Raw genomic sequence first — 22,400 nt, forward strand, 5'->3', positions numbered from 1 at the left:
CCTACTTGAAGGCGTTTTTCATTTCTTGGATGGTGATCCGGTCATCTGCTTCATTCGCATTGATGCAATCGGTCGTTCTTCCGAGGTCGCCAGGATTATCCCGGCATGCGCCAAGGATCGCCTGCAGCTCGGCACGATGATCGATGAACCAAGCGACCGTCCTTGTCGGTTGGCGTGAAGCATCGCCGGAAACGGGCGGGGGAGGCGTTGTGGCGGTCGGCTGCGGATCGTTGTCACCGCATCCAGTGAGACCGATCATCAAGACGAAAGCGAGCACGACACAGCGTTGGATTGTCATTGCAGCGCGGCCTTCATTTCATCGATGATCTGGCGCTCTTTCTCCCGTTCCCGCTGTCCGTCCATGTCGCTGCGCGCCTGCTGGATCATCGCGAGACCTTGCATGCGCAGCAGGTCGTTCTGCAGGAGGGCCTGTTCGGCCTGAAGACGCGCCGAGAGGTCGAGCACCTCCTTGACGTTGGTCGCCGAGCTGATGCGCCTTCGCAATTCCTCGAGCGCATCGATCCGCTGCGAGGCGGTGTCATAAACAACCTGCCCGAGCGAATGCTTCGCGCCCGTCTGTCGCGCGATCCGGTCCAGTTCGTTCTGGTAATACGAATTGGCGTTATTCCCTGTGTAGGCGCGATTCTGACTGAGGTATTGATCGATTCCGCCCGCGAAGTTGCCGGTTCCTTGTCCGGAAATGAGACGTTCGATGTCGGAGAACTGTTGCGGGAGCGCTTTGCGGAACTCAGGGGTGTTGAGGAGCGTCCCGATGTCGTTCGCATTGGTCAGCTTATTGAAGCTGTCGTGGAGCTGCTTTGCCTGGTTGAGCTGGTCTTGCGCGACCTTCAGCTGCGACGTCATTGTGTCGACCTGCTTCTTGAGTTCGGTGAGCTGCTCAAACTGCCGTGCGAAAACGTTCGGGTCGAACACGACCTGTCCCACGACCGGTGAGGTGACCAGAATGGGGCAGAGCGCGACCAGGCGGATCCATGCGCGGCGACAGATCATCGGGCTCTCCTGCGTTCAGCCTGGAAGATCGGCAGCCAGCGGGCGGGATCATTGCCAACTTCGGTCCGAATATGATCGAGCAACTCGACGGTCTCGGTGCGGCCGGAGAGGACGGCGAGCGCGTCGTCGAAGTCGCCGAGATCGAGTTCCGCCACGACCGAGTTGTGGCCCTGTTTCACCAGGAAGCGCCGGCTCTCGGGGGCGAGCTCCTCTTTGATCAGACAGAACTCGGTGTCGGTCAGGTGGAAGCCGTCGACGTAATCGGAGCGGGTGCCACGCGCGTTCGGCAGAAAAATCTGGGTGGGGCATTGCTCGACGATTGTGTGCGCGATGGGCGAGGTGAGGGCATCCCGCGGGGATTGAGTGCCGAACACCATGACGCCGTTCTGCTTGCGGATCGTCTTCAGTTTGTTGTTGGCGAGATCGCGAAAGGCGTCATCGCCGAGCGCCTTCCAGAACTCGTCGATATCGATGATCAGGCGGCGTCCGTCGATCAGGCGCTCGACACGATGGAAGAGGTACATCATCAGCGGCGTACGCACGCTCGGATGGTCAAGCAGATCCGTCATGTCGAAGCCGACGAATCGAGTGTCGAGGCCGACGTCGTCTTGCTCGCCGTCGAGCACCCAGCCGAATGGAGCGCCGAGACACCATCGCTCGAGCCGGGCACCGATGCCATCGCGATCCTGCTGACCGAGAAAGGCGCGTAGTGCGCCGAAGGAGCGCTCCTCCTGCCGCAGCTGGGCAAGCGCGCGCAGCCCGGAATCGATCCGTTCATCTTCGGCGACCGTCAGAGGACGGTTCTCGGGCGTGACAAGCTTGCGGACCAGTTCGCCGAGGAAGGCGAGATTCGTCGGCGTCAGCTGCAGCGCTTTAAGCGGCGCACAGCCTGTCGGCATGCCGTTCCGGAGCGTCAGGTAGGTCCCGCCGACAGCGCGGACGAAAATCTCGGCGCCACGGTCCTTGTCGAAGAAGACGTAAGAGGCGCCGAGCCGCTCGGCCTGCGACAACAGGAAATTTTGGACGACGGTCTTGCCCGATCCGGACGGACCGCAGATGAACGTGTTGCCGAGGTCGCCGTGATGGAAGGAAAAATAGAACGGCGAACCAGAAGCGGTCTTGAGCATGGCGACCGCAGGACCCCAATGGTTGCCATTCGGCTTGCCCGTCGGATAGGTGTGGAAGGGGGAGAGGGCCGCGAAATTGCGTGAGCTGATCGCACCCGATCGCGCCCGATATTTGAAAAGGCCTGGTAGCTGGGCCCAATAGGCCGACTCGAGGCCGAGGTCCTCGCGTGCGACGACCGCACCGGCGTCGGCAAGGGCGCGGCGGGCGACGCTCATGTGATCGAGCAGCCGGCCGGGCGTTTCGGCATAGACCAGCACCGAAAGATGATGATCGCCGAATACGAAACGATTTGATTCGAGGTCGTCGAGTGCGTCGCTGAGCTCGTCGATCTGCGAGGCTGCCAGATCCTGCGCCGAGACCAGCTGGTTCTGCTTACGCGTGAGCACTGTCTTGGCATCGGCCTTCGACAGAAAGGCGAATGATTGCGTGACGATCAGCTCGAAAGGGGCGGACAGAAGCGAATTCAAGAGCCCGGGCCGCGTTGACGCTGGATATTCCTTAAGTCCGAACATGCCGGCAAAGCGCGACCCACCGGCACACCTGATTTCGAGGGCTTCGCGCCCAAAAATGATCCGATTGGAATAGAGCGCGGGCCCGATCGGCCCTTGTGGCAAGGGGACTGAAAGCCATTCGCCGGATGCGACGCCATGCAGCAGTTCCATCGCCTCCGAAAAGGCGATGCCGTCACGTTCGACCAACCCAACGATACGAGCGCCGTATCGCTCAAGCGCCGCAACGAGGTCGCGGGACGCATCATTGAGCTTTTTCAGTCCTTCTCGATCGACCTCAGCCGTCGCGTCGGCCGTCAGGGCAAGCCGTTTGAAGAAGGCAGCGGCGGTATCGCTCGTGCCCCGGCCCGGATGCCAGACTAGCGTTAGATAGAGATCATTCCGGAAGAGAGTTTCATCCCGAAGCCGCTCGCGGTATTGGGCGTCGAGCGCGGCTGCGTACGGCGAGCGGAACTCCCCGTGCGGATAGTCCGACGAGCGACGGCGCACAAGATGCGTCCACAGCGCTAGACGATCATCAGCGACGTTGCGCAGCGTCAGATTGAGCTTGCCATGGAGGTCATTGAGATCTGCGGGATCAGTCGTCTCAAACGACGTGCCATCGAGCCGCAAGACTGTAATGAGGGCCCGTGTCGACAGGCTAATCACCGTCTCAGTGACGTGCCGGACGAATGGCAGGTAGACGTCGGGTTCGAGCTCCCGCGCTTTGACGGCGGCATCACGCATAGCCGAGGCCCTTCGGCCGGTGCCGCCGTACGAGCTTGAGCGGTGTGCAGGACGATCCGCCCCAGAACGACGCGTTACGCATGCGTCCCCTGGTTTCGATCCAGGCAAGAAGAATCCGGAACATGTTGGGATCATGCCGACAGATGATGCGGCAGAGGCCATGAATCGGGATCGCGACCAGGCCGTACAAGATGCTTCCTGCCACCAAGAATAAAATGCAGGAGAACATCACGTTGACTGCCATGGCCTCCATGGTGACGCCCGCGATCATCGCCGGACGCGTGCACGCGAGGAACAGCGTATCTTCCGTCAAGCGCGCCGGTTCACTCATCACTGGCCTCCGGTCAGCGTCGAGACGACCTCGGAGGCGCCGAACACGATGGCGACGCCGAGCACGACATAGGCGGCCTTACGTAGATCGAGGTAACCGAACATCCAGGCGATGCCGACGATGATGACCGCCAGCGTCGCCAAAAGGCGCGCGACGTTGCCGGTCAACATGTCGACGATGTTCTGCAGCACGCCTTCGATGTTGGCGGTCTGCGCCAGTGCCGGTTCGGCAAAGCCGACGCCGAGGACGAGCGCGATGCAGGTGAGGATAACGGCTCTGCGAAGCGCAGATGTCATGAAAAGGCTCTCCCGATGAATGGTGTAACCGGCTCGGCCGCACGGTGCAGAGGACGAAACGAGGCGGCTCTCTGCTCAGCGCTCGTAGACGAAAACCGAAACGCCGCGCTTTGAGCGATAGACATCCCAGCTTGCGCGTTCGTTGGCGACTGGGTCATCTGCCGTCGACCCATCGCCCGGCCCCACCCCGGCTGGGCCGGCCGGAGGCGCTTTACGCACGGAAGCGTCGGATGGAGCAGGTATCGACGATGGCGCAAAGCTAGCAGTCACCGTCATGGTTGCCTTCGTGAGACTGCGCTCGCTCACCCTCGCGGCCTGCAGTCGCGCACCAAACAATCGGTCTACAGCGGCGACGTGCTTGCACACATCGAATGCTGCGGAAATCGTGAGGCCCGCTTGCTTCATGTCTCCTGGACTTAGTTGGGCAAGGCCTACTCGAATCGACTGACCAGTTGCGGTAGCCTCCGTCGCAAGCTGGATGGCTTCCTCACGGCTGGTCGCGTGGAGCGGGATTGGCCGGCGTCCATCGATTGTAATCAGGAGTGGCTCGAATGAGCTCGCTTGTCGGACAATGGCGGTTAGCGGTTCGACTGGGGCTCCTGGAGCGCAGCGTTCGAGCAGGGCGGCGAATGCGATGGCGTCCATTTGCGGACTTCCTTGTTTCCAATTGGAGTGAGAGAAGGCCGCAATTGTCGCGGCGGTCACGCTGCGAGCGCCAGGCTCGGCGGCGCGAGCACGGGTCCGGAAATTCTCCCAACGGCGCGGATCCCTGCAAGAGCGCCTTCGCTCACCGGCAACAGTCCCGCGACAGCTTTGGTGGTTCCAATCTGGCGCGGTTCACCGAGACGCTCGAGACCCCAGCCGGCTCGTCGAAGAATTCTCTCCATTCTGAGATCCGTGACCGTGGCAATCGCCTCCAGGCCATGCTTGCAGCCCCATTCAATCATGGCGGCGAAGAGCAAGAAGGTCGCGTGCTTCAGGCCGTTGTCAGCCGTGGCATCCGCCTTTCGAGTGTCAACACAGAAGCGCGAGCTCTCCCACACTCGCTCGCACGCCGGCGCCGGCCGACCGTCCAGCAAGTCGGAAAACGTGTCAGCGAGCATATTTCCGCCGGTCGTTGGCAGGAGGCGCACGCAACCGACAACGTCCTGCGCGTCAAGAACCAGGAGGTAGTTGGGAGACAGCAAATCATATTCGTCGCTCTCCAATCCGGCTGACACAGAGACCGTCCAGTCCAGCCGATCCTTGAATACGCGCCGGCGCAGGCTGTGCATTTTCAGCGCCAGTTCAGAATGCTTCGAAAATTCGGAGGGCGCGAAGGCAACAACTTTCAATTTCGAATCTCCAGCTATCGGTGACCGGCTGGAGCGAACGAAAGCAGGCAGGATTGCGACTGTGACCTGTCTGTTTTGGCAGGGCTGCTGGTAGTGAATAGCAGCGCCCAAAAGTTGCCCCATGGCGGCAATACAGTTCGGCTGCACAACAAAGCCGCGCGCATCGTCGACGCGGGTGAGAGTCGGGAGACAATGCCAGAAGAACCTCGAAGGGGGCTTAATGACAAAAGAGGTAGAGCAAGCCTGTTATGAATTTATGGATGGTGTTCATACGGCAGTCACAGAGAATGATTTTCAGCGTATCGCGGAGCGGGCCGCACACACTCTCGGGTTTCGCTGGTTCGCGTATTTCGGTCGGCGCAGCCGTGCCCCTTTTCTGATTTCGTCCTATCCCAAGAGCTGGACCGACTATTATTTCGATCAACGGTACCAGGACATTGATCCCATCCTCCATCAATCAAGTGGGCCCTGCCGGGCCTTTCGATGGGACGGACGGGAGGCGCGAGCCGCGCGGTCGGCAAAAGAACGACGTCTTTTCGACGATGCGCTCAGTTTCAACATCAGGACAGGTTTGACAGTTCCAATTGTTGGAGGCTTCGGTCGTGTTGCGGCATTCACGTTTGCCGTCGATGAACGCAGTCCGGGACTAGACCGTCGAGTTGAGAGCGCCAAAGACTTGTTGCAGCTGATTGGGCTCACCTATCACGCCCATGTCGATGCAAAGATTGCCGACGTGCTGTGGTCCGACCGAGCCGCATCCTTGTTGACGCAACGAGAACGGCAGTGCCTTGCGTGGGCGTCTCGCGGCAAGACGATGGAAGAGATCGCCATGATTCTGGATGTCACGTCGCGAGCCGTGAAGTTTCATCTCGACAACGCGCGCAGGAATCTTGGTGCCTCGACGGTCACCCACGCAGTCGCACTCGCTGTCCGCCACGGATTGTTGCCATAGCCAGGACCTTCGCAGTGCGGTTGGCATCCGCGCTCGCGATGAGATCGAACGCGCGGGCGCGCGTAGCGATGTCAGCCGTCATAGTCGAAGAGCGACGCATGATCGTAGTGCTGTGCGCCCAGTTGGCCGCGAAGGGCGACACGCGGTCGATCACGGGCCAGCGGCAACGTTGATCCTGTGAAAGTCAACGGATGATCTTATAGCGGATCGCCTCTCCAATGAGGCGCGCCCTGTTCATCGCGTCGACCCTTCTGCCGCGCGGACAGAAGCTGCTTCGCCACTGTCGGTCGCGAGATACCGAGGATGATCGATATCTCGAAGTCGTTCAGCATCGTATGGCCTATCGCCTGGATGATCACCGGCCGGACCGTCGGCGGCCTACGCATATACCCGTAGCGCAACTGTCTCGATTGGCAAACAGCACTCAGGACTTCGCACAGGTGTGGGAGGAGGATGCCGCACCGGGGGTGTAGTCGAATTCCAGGCAATCAACGATTTGCCCGGGATGCCGGGAATGGTGGCCTCTAAGTTCGGCATGACGGATTGCGCTTCACTATCATGGGTGTAAAGCAGCCCGGCCATCGAGACGACCCAGGCGGCGATGATGGTTCGGATCTGCATAGTCTTTCTCCTTGCCTCTGTGGGTTCGTCGTGGTTCTTCACTGTTTACTCTCAGCCTTGGCCAGCCTGCTGATCGTGAACACCAACCGGTCAGTCTCGCGGGATGAAATCGACGTGGGGCCCCGGCTCGATGATGAACACCGCGAGGGTGGCGAGAACGCAGGCGATCGCAGCGAGAGCCATCGCCGTGTGGAATCCTGCGAACAACTGAGGACCGCCCTGCTGCATCACGCCCCCGAGGAGCGCGATGGCGAAGAGTGAACCGGCGCGCGAGACCGCGCCGTTGACGCCGGATGCCGTTCCGGCGCGATCAGGCTCGACGGAGGTGAGGACGAGCGTCGTCAACGGCGCGATCGCCAGGCTCATGCCCAGCGCCAGCAAAACAATGCTCGGGAAGACGTCCGTCCAATAGGTCGCGTCCGGACCGATACGGAGCGCCATGGCGCATCCCAGGGCGGCGATGACGCCCCCGGCGAACAATGGCAAGCGGCGGCCAAACTGCCGGCAGAGCATGCCGGCGAGCGGTGAGACGACCGTAATCAGCACCTGCAGGGGAATGAAGGCCAAGCCTGCCACAAGCGACGGCAAGTGCGCGCCTTGAATCATCACGAACGGGATTAGGGTCAGCATGACCGTGAACGGCCCGTAGAGGAGCGCGGTGAACAAGTTCGCGCCAATGACCGACCGCGAAGCGAAAAGCGATGGAGGCAGCATGGCGTTGTCGCCTAATCGCCTTTGGGTCACGATGAGGCCGGCCAAGCTGCCCAAACCGACAATCAAGGTGATGAGCACCCATTGGTTCAGCCCGGAAGCGTTAGTCAGGCTGGTCAGCCCCGCGCCCAATCCACCGAGCCCGACCGTCGAAAGGACTGCGCCACCGACGTCGACCCGGACGCGATTCCCTGGAGCATCCGGTATCCACACGGCGCCAAGGGTCAGCGCGCCAGCGACCACGGGCAAGAGCATCAGAAAGGTCATCCGCCAGGACCCGTGATCGAGGATGGCACCGGCGATCGCGGGTGCGACGCCGCTGGCGATCGCCGCGGCCGCGGACCAGATGCCGACCGCGCGGGCCTTCTTGTCGGCGGGAAAGGCTTGCCCAAGCACGGAAAGGCCGTTGGGCAGGATCAAGGCTTCACCCAGGCCTTGCAGGAGCCGGCCGACGATGAGCGGCGCGAAACTTGGCGCGAAAGCAACCGCGGCTACGCCAAGACCAAAGAGAGCGATCCCCGCGACGAAGATCCGCTTCTGTCCGAACCGGTCACCCAGAGTGCCGGCGATCAAGGTCAGGGCCGCGAGCGGCAGCAGCTCGGCGTTCATCACCCACTGCAGGTCGAGCGGCGACAAGCGCATGTCTCGGCCAATCGCCGCGAGTGCGACGGTGACGACGGCGGCGCTGACGAACACGAGGCAACTGCCCAGGCTCGATGCGACGAGCACCTGAGTGCGGTCGAGCGCGCCGATGGCCTTGCGCTCGGAAAGCGCCAGGCCGCCATCGGTAAGGATCAGGGGCGCGCCGCTCACGACATCGTCTCTCAGGTTCGATCGCGCGATTTACAGCGCGTGAACTCGTCGGCCAACGGGTTGAAGCCGAGCCGCCATGCGCGTCCTCGGATTACTCTTCGCAACATCAATTCAATCTCAGGTAAGGCCTGTCTGAAGCACTCTCACTTCCAGCACGTGCTGCTCCGCCGAACGCCGGGGGGTGGGATTGCGCCGCGCTTGCGCGCGGTGAAAGAGGACAAGGGAGATCTGCCGCGCCGACCGTCGCGAGAACAACAGTCGGTACTTTCCGCCGGTCGTTCTCCTTTCTGTTGGCGGCCTTCTATACCCATCGCGTGATCGGCCCAGTTGCGGTGTTTGATTGGGAAGCTCGACGATTGTTTCATCGACGTAACACCAGCCCCAGCCTTCCGGCGGGTCGTACCCCTCGATGATCGGGTGAGCGGTCGCGTGGAAATGCTTCGTGGCGCGGTGGTTCGGGGAATCGTCGCAACAGCCAACTTGCCCGCATGTCCAGGAGAGCCGTAAATGCACCCACCAATCGCAGGTCCTCAGGCATTCCTCGCAATCCTGGCGCTCGGAATGATTCGCCATGGCCGCATCGGTTGCTCATCGACCCATCTCGTTTGAGCCTGACGAAGCTTGGGCCGCGAGAGCCTGGTGGATCTGCGCAACGACCGCCGCGCCTTCACCAACGCCGGCGGCGACTCGCTTGACCGAGCCGGAGCGGACATCGCCGATGGCAAAGACGCCCGGTCGGCTGGTTTCAAGCGCAAGTCGGCCGTGGCCGGTCAGGACAAAACCGTTGTCATCGGTCTCGACGCAGCCGGCAAGCCAGCCAGCGTTCGGATCGGCGCCGATGAACAGGAACAGAAACCTGATCGAAAAATGCCTGGTCGAGCCGTCGGCACGATCGCGGAAGACGACGCCGGTGAGACCGCTCTGGCAATCGCCTTCGAGCGTGACGATCTCGCTGCCTACGTGGATCGTGACGTTGGGCAGCGCCCGGATCCGGTCGATCAGGTAACGCGACATCGTTGCTTCGAGCGGTCTGCGGACGATCAGGTGGAGGTGATTCACGTGCGGCGCGAGGAAGACCACGCCCTGGCCGGCCGAATTGCCGCCACCGACCAGCGCAACTTCCTCACCTTCGCACAGCCGCGCCTCGATCGGCGTGGCCCAGTACGAGACGCCCTTGCCTTCAAACATCCCGAGCCGCTCGACATCGGGGCGGCGGTAGCGCGCCCCTGAGGCGACAACGATCGTGCGGGCGTGCACCCGTTGGTCGCCAGCGAGGACCACGCCCAGGGGGCGCCCCGGGGTTGTCTTACCTTCGGGGCAATCGAGCCGCTGTACGGCGAGGGGAATAGCGATCTCAGCACCGAACTTGAGGGCCTGATTGAAGGCGCGGCCGGCGAGCGCATGGCCCGATATGCCAGTAGGAAAACCCAGATAGTTCTCGATTCGATTCGACGCACCCGCCTGGCCGCCGTATGCGAGCTCGTCGAGAACAATGGTCGAAAGCCCTTCGGACGCCGCATAGACCGCGGCCGCCAGACCGGCTGGGCCGGCGCCGACTACCGCGACGTCATAGAGCTTGTCTGTATCGATTTCGGGCGTGATGCCGACGCAGCGCGCCATATCGATCTCGTTCGGTCGGTGCAGCAGCGAGCCGTTCGGGCAGACGACGAGCGGCAATTCTTCGGCAGTTACGCCGAATCGTTCGATGAGATCGTGACCTTCACCGCCGCTGCGTGCGTCGAGCACCAGGTAAGGATAGCCGGCGCGGGACAGGAAGCTCTGCAGTCGGATAACAGCGGCGGAGTCCGGCGCCCCTATGATGATCGTGCCGGCGCTGCCTTCCTCGATCAGTTCGACGCGGCGCAAGATCAAAGCGCGCATGATCGTCTCGCCGATTTCGGCCGAGCCTATCATCAGCGCTCGCAGGTGCGCAGCGTCGAACGGACGTGCAATGGCGCCTTGCTCCCCGGCTCGGGCTCGGGTGATCGCAGGGCGACCGGCGAGCTGATTGACCTCGCCGGTGAATTGGCCCGCTCCAAACGTGACGAGTGCCGCATCACGGTCTAAACCGTCGCGCCGGGATATGTCGACTGAACCCGACAAAATAAGCCAGGAAGGCACTCCCCGCTGGCCGTGGTCGTAGAGAATCTCGCCTGGTGCGAAATGCCGCTCCGGCCCGCTGGCGAAGCGCAGCGCCGTCTTGATCTGCGCCACGTCGAGCACGGGAAACATCTGATATGAGCGTTGCTCGCGCGTACTCATCGAGTGGACTCCTTCACAGCAGCCAGGATCGTGGGATCAACTCGGAAACGGTGGAATAGATCTGCGGCGTGTGGTGAAGTCCGGAGATGGGACGATCACCGCTCATTGTGTCGACCAGCCCATAAAACCCCCAGTTAACGTCGATGCCGCGCATCCTGGCGCTGGTCCGGTAATCGTGCCGCGGGACAGGCGGTGATATTCTCACGGCCCTCGAGATGCCGGCGTTGGTGAACCCGTTCTCCGCGATGTTGCAGAGCGCGATCGGCGCTGCCGTCGTTACAAACGAAACCTCGATGGAGGGCGCCGCAGATAAGAAAGCCAACTGACGCCTTCCGCGCCGACGAGCCTGGTCGGTCACCGATGCCATGTTTTGCATCCGGCAGCGCTTTTCTCTTCATTTCTTGCGATAGAGTAGTATCCGTCGCAGGTTGCGACGCGCGTTACTCGATATTTGCGGCGACATGAACGGTTATTGATCGCCGCGCGGGACGAAATTTACCAATAGCCGGTTCGTATGGTTTCCATAGCGGCGGGGAATAGCGAAGCGACGGTCACTCCGCTCGTGGCGATAACGATCGTCTATCTACTCTATGGCGAGAGGTGATTTCCCTCGCGTGGGTTCGATCGCCAATGTCTCAGACACGTCCTAGGCTTGGGGCATCTGGAATTTGAGAGCAAGACCGTACGTGGAGGTGCGCGTGGTCGATTTCTTCGGAACGCGATCGTCTCTCAGACGCGCCGTTGATTTAACGATCGTGCCCATAGGGGGATGACTTGCAACAATCCCTATCGCTCAGCTCGCATCGGGCGTCGCAATCTGATCAGTGCCGGGCGCACGGATCACGAGCCCCTTAGTCCGTGAGCTCCGCGTGGCCGTGTCGGCAACAGATTGCGAGGTCGATAAATGGTGCAGACGTTTGTGGAGCCATGCGGCCGCGGCATCATCGATGCCGAACCATGCCCGGAAGAGCGGGGACGGGAAGTGCTGCCTGCGCGCCGGCCCATGGTGCTCACGGCCTGCGTGCTCGCGTCATCAATGGCTTTCATCGATGCGACAGCGTTGCCTGTTGCATTGCCAAGATTGCGCGCTGATTTCGGAGCGGACCTCGCTTCCGTTCAATGGGTTCTCAACGGGTATATGTTGGCGTTGGCCTCGTTGACATTGATCGGCGGCGCACTCGCTGATGTTTACGGCAAAGCGCGCATGCTCGCAGTTGGGAGTGTCCTTTTTGGATTGGCATCGGCTGCGTGCGCCCTGGCGCCTTCGCCCGCCTTGCTGATCGCCGCGCGCGTCGTGCAGGGAGCCGCCGCGGCGATTGTCACCCCCGCCAGCCTTGCCCTGATCGGCGCCACCTATCCACGCGCGGAGCGGAACCGGGCGATCGGCGTATGGGCGGCGGCGTCGGCTCTGACCACGGCCGGCGGTCCGGTCCTAGGAGGCTGGCTGACAGAGAAATTCGGCTGGCCGTCTGTGTTCTGGATCAATCCGCCGCTTGCGCTCGTCGTAGTCGGAATTCTGCTCGTCTTCGCGCCGAAAGATGGCGTAATCCAGCGCAGATTCGACGTGACCGGCGCGGTGATCCTTGCCGTGGCCCTCGCGGCGCTCGCCTGGGCGCTCAGCCAGATTGGTCCTAGTGACACTCACACCGGCGGAAACACGCCGGCCTGGTCGGGCGGAATGGTAACGATCGTCGCGGGGCTCGCCATTGTGGGGCTCGCCGTTTACGGGTTGTGGGAGCGCAGAAGCAAACACCCGATGACCCCACCCCGGCTGGCCCAAAACAACACCTTCCTTGGGCTGAACGTCGCGACTCTGATGATCTACGCGGCCGTGTCGATCATGTTCTTTCTTCTACCGTTCGACCTCGTCGACCGCCGCGGTCTGTCGCCGACCGACGCCGGCCTGGCATTCTTGCCCTTCGCGCTAAGCATTGGGCTCCTGTCAGGTGTATTCGGCGGGCTGGCGGACAGGATCGGCGCGCGGGCTTTGCTCATCGCGGGACCAACAGGTGCGGCGTTTGGATATATCTGGATGGCGCTTGGTCAGGAGGAATCCTTGATGGTCGGCGTGATCGTACCAATGACGCTGCTTGGCCTGTCCTTCGCAGTCCTCGTGGCGCCACTCACCGCATCGGTCCTGTCGAGCGTCGGCCAGATGGACGAAGGGCTTGCCTCCGGCATCAACAATGCGGCGAGCCGGATCGCTCAGCTTGCCGGTGTGGCGCTGGCGGCCGGCGTCGCGTCATTTGGGTCCGGCTACGAGGTCGGTCTCGCCGTCGCGGCCGTGAGCTCGATCGGGGGTGCCTTTATAGCTGCAATAACCCCGACGCCGGACGCGTTATCATCATCCAGCGGTTCATGATCCACATCCGTTGAATTGCTCGACCCTGTGGTCTGTCATTTTGGCGGATGGGAGCAATGCCATGCCGAAGATGCGATAATTCCGAGAGCTCGTCATGGAGCTGAGTATACGCTTTGCCGCTTGAGACCTTCAGTATATCGAGCGATCCGGCGACCGCCTATACGTCGCTCGCCGGATAGTTGGACGGGAAGAGCGCGCGCTTCGTCTCCTCATCATTCACCTTCTTGAACTCGTGGTCCTTTCCGACGGAGCGCGCCCTCGCGATCGCGGGACGCCCGTCGATCGCGGTGAACCACCGCTTGATGTTCGGGAATGGCGCGAGAGGATCGTCTGAGCCCTTCATGACGCGGGAGGCGCGATCGATCCAACCCCAAGCCGACATGTCGACGATCGTGTATTCAGAACCAACAATGTAGTCGCGGCCGGCAAGGTGGGTGTCGAGTACGCGATAATGGCGCTCCGCTTCCCGGCGATACCTATTGACGGCGTAGTCCAATCCCTCAGGCGCGGCGAACTGAAAATGTACTGCCTGTCCGGAGAATGGCCCGAGGCCTGTTCCGAGAAAGAAAAGCCACGACAAAAGCTCACCCCGATCGGCGGGTTGTCCGAGGAAGCGCCGCGTTTTCTCGGCGAGGTACAGCAGAATGGCGCTTGAGTCGAAAACCCGTGTCTCTTTCCCGCCAGGTCCTTCGGTGTCGACGATGGCGGGCACCTTGGCGTTGGGGTTGACGGCACGAAATGAGAGCTGATGTTGCTCACCCTTGCTCGTGTCGACCGGCACCACGTCATACGGTAGCCAGCCTCCTCCAAAAACAGAGCGATCTTGGCTGGATTGGGCGTCGGGTGGAAATAGAACCGGATCATCGCGCTCACTTTCGGGTTTTCAGACTGATGGCGCCCGAGGGCAGGGCGCGTGTTCAAAGGAGCTGGCGGTTGACGCGGCCGGCGTGATACCGCCCGTGCTTTCACCGGTGCGGAAGTAACCGCGCCGATATCGATTTTATCCCCGGCAGCTTGAAACTGCAATCGACGGTGAGCCGTTCGGTACGCAGCAACGTTCCGAGCGGGACCTTTCGGAGCGAGCCGTTGCCGTCAAAGGGCGGTGTTTGGGATCGGTGCGATCGAAGCGTCGCGCCGATCGTAGCGTACGGTCGGTGTCTGCATGGCAACAATCTCCTCGCCGATCGTCGGGTGCACGGCCATGACCGACATGAAGTCGCTCATGGTGGCTCCACTTCCCACGGCGATCGCCAGCACTTGAATCATTTCGCTGGCATCCTCGGCGAAGATGTGGATCCCGAGGATCCGGTCTGTCTCGCGATCGACAATCAGTTTGAGAAGTGACGTCTCGCAATCGCGGGTTAGGGCAGCCTTCAGCGGGCGGAAGCGCGTCTTGTAGACGTCGACAGCAGGGTATTGGGCTCTCGCTTCGAGCTCTGTCAGGCCTACGGTACCGACTTCTGGGCTGGAGAAGACTGCGGTCGGCACATTGGAATAGTCGACGTGCCAAGCTTTCTCGCCGAACACGCTGTCGGCGAATGCGTGGCCTTCGCGGATCGCGACGGGCGTCAAATTGAATTGGTTCGATACGTCACCGACAGCGTAAATGCTTGAAATATTCGTGCGTGAGCACTCGTCGACAACAATTGCACCATCCGCCGCTGTCTTGACCCCAGCGCGGTCGAGCCCGAGCGATGTCGTGTTCGGCGCGCGGCCAAAGGCGAGCAGGACCTGGTCCGCGACCAACTTTCCCCCTTGTTCGGTCGTAACGTCGATTTTTCCGGCGCGGTCGCCAGCGCCGGCGGGTTCGTTCCGCCGATCAAGGCGACGGATACTGTCGCCAAGCATCAGCTTGATGCCACGATTCGCGTAGGACGCGGCGACCGCCTGGCGTACGTCCTCGTCAAAGCCGCGCAGGATATTGCTTCCGCGGCAGACGACGGTGACGTCGCTTCCTAACGCAGCAAACAGGCCGGCAAACTCGATCGCGATGTATCCAGCACCGCCGATGACAAGCTTCCTCGGAAGTGTCTTCAAGTCAAAGATGTCATCTGAGGTGATGCCCAGCTCGATACCGTCGAAGGGAGGTAGCTCGGGCCGTGCGCCCGTCGCAATTAGGATGGTGCGCGCTCGCACGCGACGGCCGTCTTTGAGAAGGCGCACCGTATGCGCGTCCTCGAGCATAGCGCGAGACCGAACGATCTCGACGCCCGCCCTTTCTTGACTGGCGCCGTAGAGCTCTTCCAGGCGTGTGATCTCGCGGTCCTTCGCGGCAACTAATGACGGCCAGTCGAAATGCGGAACCGACAAGCGCCAGCCGAATTCCGCAGCCTCATCGAATGTGTCGCTGAAACGGCCGGCATAAACAAACAGCTTCTTCGGCACGCAGCCGCGGATGACGCACGTCCCTCCCAGCCGGTACTCCTCGGCGAGCATCACTTTTGCGCCATGTCCCGACGCGACGCGCGCAGCACGCACACCTCCAGAGCCGCCCCCAATCACGAACAGGTCAACGTCGAAATCCGCTTCGCGAGAAAGTGCCGACGCCTCGGTCCCCGTTGGCGGCACGTCGTGCGGTCCTTGTAATACATCTGTGTTGCTCAAGTCGGCCATCCAATTCGTTCTGCGCAGGCCGTCAAAAATGTAACCGCTGTCGCGTTCTGCGCCCGCGCAAGGCTTTGCTTCACTCTGGATTCGAACCGCCGCAAGTCCTAGCGCAGGCCCAGCCACTTCGGACTCCCGGCATCCTGTTCTGGACTTTCGGCACGCGAGGGGTCAGCGCGGCCGTGCAGCCTCGCGGAGGAACCACGCCCTCTTCTCGGCGGCGTCAATGCCCTCCAGTAGGCTCGCCGTGGCAAGGTCCTCGAGTTGGTCGCAAAGCTTGTGCGCCTGACGCATCGAGGCGGCCAGGGCGTTGTTGTCCTCCATCAGCTCAACGAGCATCGCATTCGGTTCGACGTCATCAGCGTCGTTGTCCTTAATGGTGCGCAGCCGCGCGGCTTGCCCAAGCGATCGGATCGTCGCGCTACCCATCGCGCGGACGCGCTCGGCGAGCGGGTCGATCACTTCGAGAATGCCGCTCGCCTGCTCGTCCAGCATGAGGTGGTAGTCCCGGAAATGGGGGCCACTCACGTGCCAGTGAAAATTCTTGGTCTTGAGGTAGAGCGACAGTGCGTCAGCCAAGGCCTCGTTGATTTTCGCCGCTAAGGTTGCAATCGAATTCCGCGCCGCGGGCTCGTCCTTCTCACGGTTCGGCACGCCTTGAGCGCTTGTCGTCATGTCGGCAGTCCTTTTCGTTGTGGGTGTTGCATACTGGCGCGTGGCAGGTCTGCAGGCCGAATTCGCCGCGCGCTCCGCGCGAGCTCTGGAGGCCAACGTTTCACGACGCATCGGACGAGCGAGAAGAGGCGGGGACGTCAGCCTCCGGTGAAAGCGGCAATCACTTCCTTGATCTTCGCGACGGCGTAGCCGCCAACCTGTTTCAGTTCTACGTGTGGAAGGTTCGGCATCTCGTCGCGCACCACACCACATGCGACGATCGCGGGCCCCGGGCACGCGAACGCTTCGATCAAAGTCGCCTCGAGCAGCGCTGGATCGCGGACCGCGAAACCGTGCGCGCCACAGGCGCGCCCTAGTGCGGCATAATCCGGGTTTGTGAATTCGATTGCCTCCCGGAAAGGAACTAGTCCCACGCTCTCGGCCTCGAGCGCGACGAGCCCGAACGCCGCATTGTCGAAGATCACGATTTTTACGGGTAAGTGATGGTGAGTCGCCGTGAGGAATTCGCTCATCAGCATGTTGAAACCGCCGTCCCCGGTGAGGACGATCACCTGTCGCGACCGGTCGAGCGCCTGGATGCCGTTGGCTTGTCCGAGCGCCGTACCGACGGCCGCATTATTGAAGGAGCCTACAATGCGCTGCTTGCCGTTCTGTCGAATCCAGTTGCCTGACCACAGCGTGTTGAGGCCTGTGTCGAAAACGAATACGGCGTCGTCTTTCGCGATGTCGCTGACTATCCGGGCCACTGCCTGCGGATAAATCCTATCGCGGCTGCGCATCAGGTCGCTTTGCTCGTCGAGTAGCTTGTCCCATGCGCGCCGGCCATCGGTGATTTCGTCGAAGAAAGCGCTTTCGGTCCTCGACCTCACTCTCGGCAGGAGAGCGGCGAGTGTCGGACGCACCGAGCCCCTTACGCCGAGCGCAGTCGGTGCACGCCGGCCAATCGCTACGGCTCGTTCGTCGATCTGGATGACACTCCCGTGCGATGGCAGGAAGTTCGAATACGGATAGTCCGTGCCAACCATCAGCAGGAGGTCACAGCCTCGGACCGCGTTGTAGGCCGGCTTGGTGCCGATCATGCCAAGTCCGCCTATCCAGCGCGGATCGTCGTAGGGGATGATCTCCTTGCCGCGCACCGTGTGGACGAGCGGCGCCTTCAGGCGGTCTGACAGTTCGCGAAGCAGGTCGGCCGAGCCCCGGCATCCCGCACCGCAGAGAATGGCGACCGACACGGCCGCATCCACGCGGCGGGCAACCACGTCGATCTCGCGCTCATCTGGCGGAATCTCTCCGCGCGGTCCAAGTGTCGCGACGCTCGGAACGGCGTGCTCGATCTTGCTGGACAATACATCCTGGGGGAGGGTCAGGTGCGCGACCCCGGGGCCGGCATACGCGGTGGCGATCGCCTGGTGGATCACGCCGGGCGCTTGGGCCGGTGCGGTGATCGTCTGGGTATAGAGCGACACGTCCCGGAATAGCAGGTCGGGCTCCGTGTATTGGTGATAGTCGATGCCTTTCAAACGTCGCGGCATCTCTCCCGACAACGCTAAGACGGGAGCATGGTCACGCGCGGCCTCATAGAGGCCCGCGACGAGGTGCGTGCTGCCAGGCCCCGTCGTGCCAGCACACACTGCGAGCTGGCCGGTCAGCTTGGCTTGGCCGGCCGCGGCCAGCGCGGCACCTTCTTCGTGCCGGACGCCGACCCATTCTATCGTGCTTCGTCGTACAGCATCGCCAAGTGGGTTCAGCGAGTCGCCGATCAGTCCGAAGATCTGCTTGACGCCGACCTCCACGAGAACGTCGACGAGGGCTTCCGCGACAGTGCGCGACATGAATCTCTTCCGCGGTTGGCCTGCTTTTGTCGAAACGGACGCCGCGTCCGGGCCGATGCCACGGCGTCACTGCCAAAGCCTTGCGCTCTTGCACTAAGTCGCTCGTTGTACTGGATGATTCGTCCGCGCGGTGATAACCCCGCGTTATGAATAGCATGCCCTCGGCGTATTCCGGACCAAGTCGCCGAATGGCTACACTGGGACGTCAAGTGCTGCGTGCCGTTGCGACGTAACGATCGCGCCGCGCGCCGAGCCGGTTCGTTGCCTCCGACAGCAGCGATCGTGGGGTCAAGATCGTGCAGCTTCGAATACTCGTCTTCTACGGATCGTACCGGTCAGACAGGAAGGGTATCCGCCTGGCACGGTACATCTGCGAAGAGCTCCGGTCGCGTGGTGACGCGCCCGAGCTGATCGATGCGAAGGCCGTCGGCCTGCCGATCTTGGATCGCATGTACAAGGAATATCCGCCGGGCGACGCGCCCGCGCGGATGGAGGCCTTGGCGGCGAGCATCCGTCAGGCGGACGCATTTGTGTTCGTCGTAGGCGAGTACAATTGGGGAGTCCAGCCAGGGCTGAAGAACCTCACGGATCACTTTCTCGAAGAATGGTTTTGGCGGCCCGCGGGCATCGTCAGCTATTCCGCCGGTCGCACAGGCGGTGTCCGCGCTGCGGTCGCCTGGCGCAGCACGCTTTCTGAGATGGGCATGCTGGTCGTGTCCAGCACGCCTGCCATAGGGCCTGTCGAGGAAGCGCTCGACGACTACAGCCAGGCGACCCGGGAGCTCGGCCGCTCGTTGGGACTCGCGCTATCAAAATTCCTTGAAGACCTCGCTTGGTGGGCGGAAGCTGGCAAGGCGCAAAGGGCGCGGCGGGCCCCGCCTTACTAGGTGCGTGCGCCGGCAATCGCCGGGGCACACGGGACAGGCCGATATACGCCGTGCCACTTGGACGAACGACGCATCAAAATTGACGCGGACAGCCCAAATCACATCGCAAGCCGTTCAGCTCGCCGGTCACTCGGGCGCCAATCGCTCCGCGCGGCTCGACCTTCCCGGCGGGCCAGTGCGGGCCTGTGAGCTTTTGCGCACTGCTTCACGTGAAGGACTTGGTTGCCGTTCGACGGATTGCGGCCGAGCGCGGCCGCGCGGGCATCGCTGTTCTGCGCTTCGACTTCACCGAACATGGTTCAAGCGAGGTCGACTTCTCGTCGACCAGATTTCTCGTCGAACGTAGCGGACCTCGTTTCCGCAGCGGATTACTAGCAGCGGTCTCCGTATCGACTGAGCTTTTCGAGAATGCGCTCTAAAAGCCCTTCGGCCGCTTGATCCGAATCCGCGTCGTTGTCCCCGAACAGGGTGAAAGCGGCTTCCTAAAAGCAAACTTCATGGTTCACGGGTGCCGCCCAAATCGTCAGCAAGCGGCAATCTCGAGAAACAAGCTCTTCGGCTTCGTCGGGTGGCACGAGCGATCAGTGGACTCGAAAAAGGAGGTGAGGCGGAGACAACCATTTTTCCTGCTGATCGATACGGGGGCAATGGGCCGCTGTCTTTATTGTATGGCGAACTGGCCTCACCATATAGTTGGCATGCAGCAAAATGGAACTTCCTTTCGTGAGCATCGTGAGCTCGGCGACGTCGAATGGCTGCGCGATCATGATCGCGCTCTGGCGTTGGCGGCCGAACAAGGCAAACCCGTTCTGCTGCTGTTCCAGGAAGTGCCCGGGTGTTCGACGTGCGTGCGATTTGGGCAGGATGTCCTGACGCATCCGTTGATGGTGGAACTGATCGCCGATCGATTCGTGCCGGTGGCGATCTTCAACAATCATCCCGGTTCAGACGCCGAGATCCTCCTCCGCTACGACGAGCCATCGTGGAACAACCCCGTGGTGCGGTTTCTCGGACCTGGTGGAGCGGAACTCCTGCCCAAGCTGGCCGATCGCTACGACGCGCTGGGGCTGCATGAAAAGATCACGACCGTTCTCGAAATGCTTGGTGATGATGTGCCCGGTTATTTCCGCTTGCTGGGGCGCGACCTGCTGGTCGATTATGGCCTCAGCAAATGCGTCACCTACACAACTCCGTGCTTCTGGTCGGGCGAAACGAGCCTTGCCCAACATTCGGCGGTCATCACGACCGATGCTGGCTGGGTCGATGGCGAGGAAGTGGTACAGGTGCATTTCGATCCACGCGGGGTCTCACACTCGGATTTGGATGTTTATGCCCGTGCGGAAGGGTTCAATCCAACCAACAGTCGTGGTTTCGAACTTGATCGTGAACCGCAGTTCTACCTGCGCAAAAATGCCGCCCGTCACCTGCCTCTAACGCCGGCCCAGCGTACACGCCTCAACCTGGCGGTGCCTTATCGCGATCCGCTCACGGACGTGCTCAGCCCGCAGCAGTCCGCATGGCTCGCCGATCCGAAGCTAAAGCTATTGAGCAGGGATGACGCCTATCGTCAGGACATTCGCCAGAGCTGGCCGCCGTTGGCGGCGCGGCTTGGTGCTATCGGGAAGGAGATGTGATCGTGGATGTCGCCTCCATCGGTCTCATCGAGGATGAGGATATCCTTCTCGACCTAGCATCGCTTGCGATCAGCCATTTGGATCACGAGAATATCGATATCGGCCCCTACCTCCGCGCACTCGAAGAGATCGAGAACCGGGTATGCCATGAAGGGCAGAGTGCGTTTCTGCCCGAAGAACGCGCCGCTGTACTATCCCGCGTGCTGCACAGCGAGTTGGGTTTTGTCGGCGATGCCGACGGTTACGACTCGCCAGCCAACGCCGATTTCATCGCGGTTCTCGACCGTAAGCGCGGCCTACCGATTGCGCTGTCGATCCTCTATGTCGCGATGGCCCGCCGGGCTGGATGGGGTGCCTATGTGCTCAATTTGCCGGGTCATGTGCTGGTCCAGGTCGGCGAGAGGAGTCCGGTGGTGATCGATCCTTTCGCGGGCGGCGGTCTGGTGCCAGAGCGGAAGATCGCGGCGATTTGCCGGGCTTACCTTGGCGAGGAAGGCGATGCTTTCAGGCTCAACGTCTTCCGGATGAGCAATCGTGACGTGCTGGCCCGGTTGTTGAACAACCAGGCTGTTCGAGCAGAGAATGGGAGTGACCCTCATCGAGCCCTTATCGTGTATCAACGCATTACTCAGATCGCGCCGGCAGTGCTGGATGCCTGGCAAAGGCTTGCGCGTCTGCAGTTGGCGTTCAACGATGTTGCGAGCGCTAGGGCAAGCCTGTTCGCTATGTCAGAAGTCGCGCCCGACAAGAAAACGCGCGACCGGATAATGGATGCTTTTGAAGCGCTTGGTTCAATCAGACCTGCCTCGCCATAGAGCGCAGCATCCGCCTGATCGAATCACCGTGAAAAGGCGTAGATGGCGGGAGGCATAGGCCAGACCGACCGCCTATGATCGGGATACTGGTATGACAATCATAGGAACAAGCATGAAGTCTCTTTCGGCTGCTGGTTCCGTGCGCCGCCGTCAGGCAAATGCTCAAGATGGATGACAAACTCCTAAAGAGTCACTCAAACGACCCCCTATGATGCCGTTATGGGAGTTGATGGCACAGCTGTCGAAGAATGCGTTCCTCACCTCAGACGAATGGCCGCTTCCCCCCGCCCGTCATCCGACGCGAAGGACCTACGTTCTGTTGGAGGATGGACACGTGCAGGCCGCCGTGATCACGCCGGGTTATCGATTGCATGCCCCATCTGAATAACGTTTGAGCGCCGTCGCCGACTAATCTGTCACGGTGTGATACAAGAGGACGGGCGATGGCCACGACGGTTCCAGATCCCACTGGAAGTCACAACGAGGACCGGACGTCCGCGGAGACTGCTGTCGGGCGGAACATTGGTCTCTCCGTTCGGCGAGCTGTTCAAGGAAAGTGTCCGCGCTGTGGTCGTGGGCGCCTGTTTCGTGCGTTTCTTAAGGTCGATGATCACTGCTCAGTCTGCCACCTCGATTTCACCAGCCACCGGGCCGACGATCTGCCGGCCTACTTGGTGATCGTTATCGTCGGTCATGTCTTGGTTCCGGTAATCCTCTGGGTCGAAGCCGATTACGCGCCGTCGTTGACGCTTCAGCTCGGCGTTTATCTTCCGATTACGGCATTGGTCTCGATCGCTCTCCTGCAGCCGGTCAAGGGCACCGTCGTCGCGCTGCAATGGTCGCTCAAGATGCACGGCTTCGGCGCACATCAGCCCAACAAGCCCCGGGCATGAGGTA

General features: G+C 61.6%; 18 protein-coding genes and 3 pseudogenes. 7 read left to right on the forward strand and 14 right to left on the reverse strand.

Annotated elements, in window-relative coordinates; all coding sequences use genetic code 11:
- Position 1: 1 nt before the first annotated feature.
- From RCO31_RS07405 to RCO31_RS07430, 6 genes are all read right to left on the reverse strand, one after another.
- Positions 2 to 277: an EexN family lipoprotein gene (locus RCO31_RS07405; RefSeq protein WP_308967607.1), complete on the reverse strand. Its 276-nt coding sequence runs from the start codon at positions 275 to 277 to the stop codon at positions 2 to 4.
- A 17-nt stretch (positions 278 to 294) separates the two neighbouring features.
- On the reverse strand, positions 295 to 1,011 hold the full coding sequence (locus tag RCO31_RS07410) for a type IV secretion system protein (RefSeq protein WP_308967608.1): 717 nt from the start codon (positions 1,009 to 1,011) through the stop codon (positions 295 to 297).
- On the reverse strand, positions 1,008 to 3,374 hold the full coding sequence (locus RCO31_RS07415; protein ID WP_308967609.1) for a VirB4 family type IV secretion/conjugal transfer ATPase: 2,367 nt from the start codon (positions 3,372 to 3,374) through the stop codon (positions 1,008 to 1,010). Before RCO31_RS07415 ends, RCO31_RS07410 begins: the two co-directional genes overlap by 4 nt.
- The gene (locus tag RCO31_RS07420; RefSeq protein ID WP_308967611.1) at positions 3,367 to 3,705 is read right to left on the reverse strand and encodes a type IV secretion system protein VirB3; all 339 of its coding nucleotides are present in this window, start codon (positions 3,703 to 3,705) and stop codon (positions 3,367 to 3,369) included. The genes RCO31_RS07415 and RCO31_RS07420 overlap by 8 nt, the downstream gene beginning before the upstream one ends.
- The gene (locus RCO31_RS07425) at positions 3,705 to 4,001 is read right to left on the reverse strand and encodes a TrbC/VirB2 family protein (RefSeq protein ID WP_308967613.1); all 297 of its coding nucleotides are present in this window, start codon (positions 3,999 to 4,001) and stop codon (positions 3,705 to 3,707) included. The genes RCO31_RS07420 and RCO31_RS07425 overlap by 1 nt, the downstream gene beginning before the upstream one ends.
- 701 nt (positions 4,002 to 4,702) lie before the next feature.
- Positions 4,703 to 5,335: an acyl-homoserine-lactone synthase gene (locus RCO31_RS07430; protein ID WP_308967614.1), complete on the reverse strand. Its 633-nt coding sequence runs from the start codon at positions 5,333 to 5,335 to the stop codon at positions 4,703 to 4,705.
- A gap of 220 nt (positions 5,336 to 5,555) precedes the next feature.
- Here RCO31_RS07430 and RCO31_RS07435 point away from each other — a divergent pair, with 220 nt between their 5' ends.
- A complete protein-coding gene (locus tag RCO31_RS07435; protein ID WP_308967615.1) occupies positions 5,556 to 6,287 on the forward strand; it encodes a LuxR family transcriptional regulator in 732 nt (243 codons plus the stop codon).
- A 711-nt stretch (positions 6,288 to 6,998) separates the two neighbouring features.
- Here RCO31_RS07435 and RCO31_RS07440 read toward each other — a convergent pair.
- The 4 genes and pseudogenes from RCO31_RS07440 to RCO31_RS07455 form a co-directional block, all read right to left on the reverse strand.
- Positions 6,999 to 8,432 (reverse strand): MFS transporter, encoded by a 1,434-nt coding sequence (locus RCO31_RS07440; protein WP_308967617.1) that lies wholly within the window; start codon positions 8,430 to 8,432, stop codon positions 6,999 to 7,001.
- A 321-nt stretch (positions 8,433 to 8,753) separates the two neighbouring features.
- Positions 8,754 to 9,005: pseudogene (locus RCO31_RS07445) on the reverse strand (UBP-type zinc finger domain-containing protein); the annotation flags it as partial.
- A 15-nt stretch (positions 9,006 to 9,020) separates the two neighbouring features.
- Entirely contained in the window at positions 9,021 to 10,694 is a 1,674-nt protein-coding gene (locus RCO31_RS07450; protein ID WP_308967618.1) for an FAD-dependent oxidoreductase, read from the reverse strand.
- Between the two features lie 13 nt (positions 10,695 to 10,707).
- Positions 10,708 to 11,016, reverse strand: a complete 309-nt coding sequence (locus RCO31_RS07455; protein WP_308967619.1) for a hypothetical protein — start codon at positions 11,014 to 11,016, stop codon at positions 10,708 to 10,710.
- Between the two features lie 582 nt (positions 11,017 to 11,598).
- Between RCO31_RS07455 and RCO31_RS07460 the strand changes: the two genes are divergently transcribed.
- Positions 11,599 to 13,056: an MFS transporter gene (locus tag RCO31_RS07460; protein ID WP_308967620.1), complete on the forward strand. Its 1,458-nt coding sequence runs from the start codon at positions 11,599 to 11,601 to the stop codon at positions 13,054 to 13,056.
- A 157-nt stretch (positions 13,057 to 13,213) separates the two neighbouring features.
- Here the strand turns inward: RCO31_RS07460 and RCO31_RS07465 are convergent.
- The 4 genes and pseudogenes from RCO31_RS07465 to RCO31_RS07480 form a co-directional block, all read right to left on the reverse strand.
- Positions 13,214 to 13,920: pseudogene (locus RCO31_RS07465) on the reverse strand (glutathione S-transferase family protein).
- A 228-nt stretch (positions 13,921 to 14,148) separates the two neighbouring features.
- Complete coding sequence (gorA, locus tag RCO31_RS07470; protein WP_308967622.1) at positions 14,149 to 15,669, reverse strand: glutathione-disulfide reductase; 1,521 nt, start codon at positions 15,667 to 15,669, stop codon at positions 14,149 to 14,151.
- Between the two features lie 162 nt (positions 15,670 to 15,831).
- The gene (locus tag RCO31_RS07475; protein WP_374991441.1) at positions 15,832 to 16,335 is read right to left on the reverse strand and encodes a Dps family protein; all 504 of its coding nucleotides are present in this window, start codon (positions 16,333 to 16,335) and stop codon (positions 15,832 to 15,834) included.
- Between the two features lie 137 nt (positions 16,336 to 16,472).
- A complete protein-coding gene (locus RCO31_RS07480; protein ID WP_308967625.1) occupies positions 16,473 to 18,167 on the reverse strand; it encodes a thiamine pyrophosphate-binding protein in 1,695 nt (564 codons plus the stop codon).
- A gap of 296 nt (positions 18,168 to 18,463) precedes the next feature.
- On the opposite strand from RCO31_RS07480, the gene RCO31_RS07485 reads away from it, so the two are divergent.
- The 5 genes and pseudogenes from RCO31_RS07485 (at position 18,464) to RCO31_RS07505 (ending at position 22,396) form a co-directional block, all read left to right on the forward strand.
- Positions 18,464 to 19,054, forward strand: coding sequence for an NAD(P)H-dependent oxidoreductase (locus RCO31_RS07485; RefSeq protein ID WP_308967626.1), 591 nt, complete (start codon positions 18,464 to 18,466; stop codon positions 19,052 to 19,054).
- 97 nt (positions 19,055 to 19,151) lie between these two features.
- Positions 19,152 to 19,426, forward strand: a pseudogene (locus RCO31_RS07490) (osmotically inducible protein C); the annotation flags it as partial.
- Between the two features lie 212 nt (positions 19,427 to 19,638).
- Positions 19,639 to 20,688, forward strand: a complete 1,050-nt coding sequence (locus RCO31_RS07495; protein ID WP_308967627.1) for a VPGUxxT family thioredoxin-like (seleno)protein, type 2 — start codon at positions 19,639 to 19,641, stop codon at positions 20,686 to 20,688.
- Between the two features lie 2 nt (positions 20,689 to 20,690).
- Complete coding sequence (locus RCO31_RS07500; protein WP_308967629.1) at positions 20,691 to 21,503, forward strand: transglutaminase-like domain-containing protein; 813 nt, start codon at positions 20,691 to 20,693, stop codon at positions 21,501 to 21,503.
- 443 nt (positions 21,504 to 21,946) lie between these two features.
- Positions 21,947 to 22,396, forward strand: a complete 450-nt coding sequence (locus tag RCO31_RS07505) for a DUF983 domain-containing protein (RefSeq protein WP_308967630.1) — start codon at positions 21,947 to 21,949, stop codon at positions 22,394 to 22,396.
- Positions 22,397 to 22,400: the final 4 nt, after the last annotated feature.

It is taken from the genome of Bradyrhizobium sp. LHD-71 (genome assembly GCF_031157255.1).
Lineage (GTDB): Bacteria > Pseudomonadota > Alphaproteobacteria > Rhizobiales > Xanthobacteraceae > P52-10.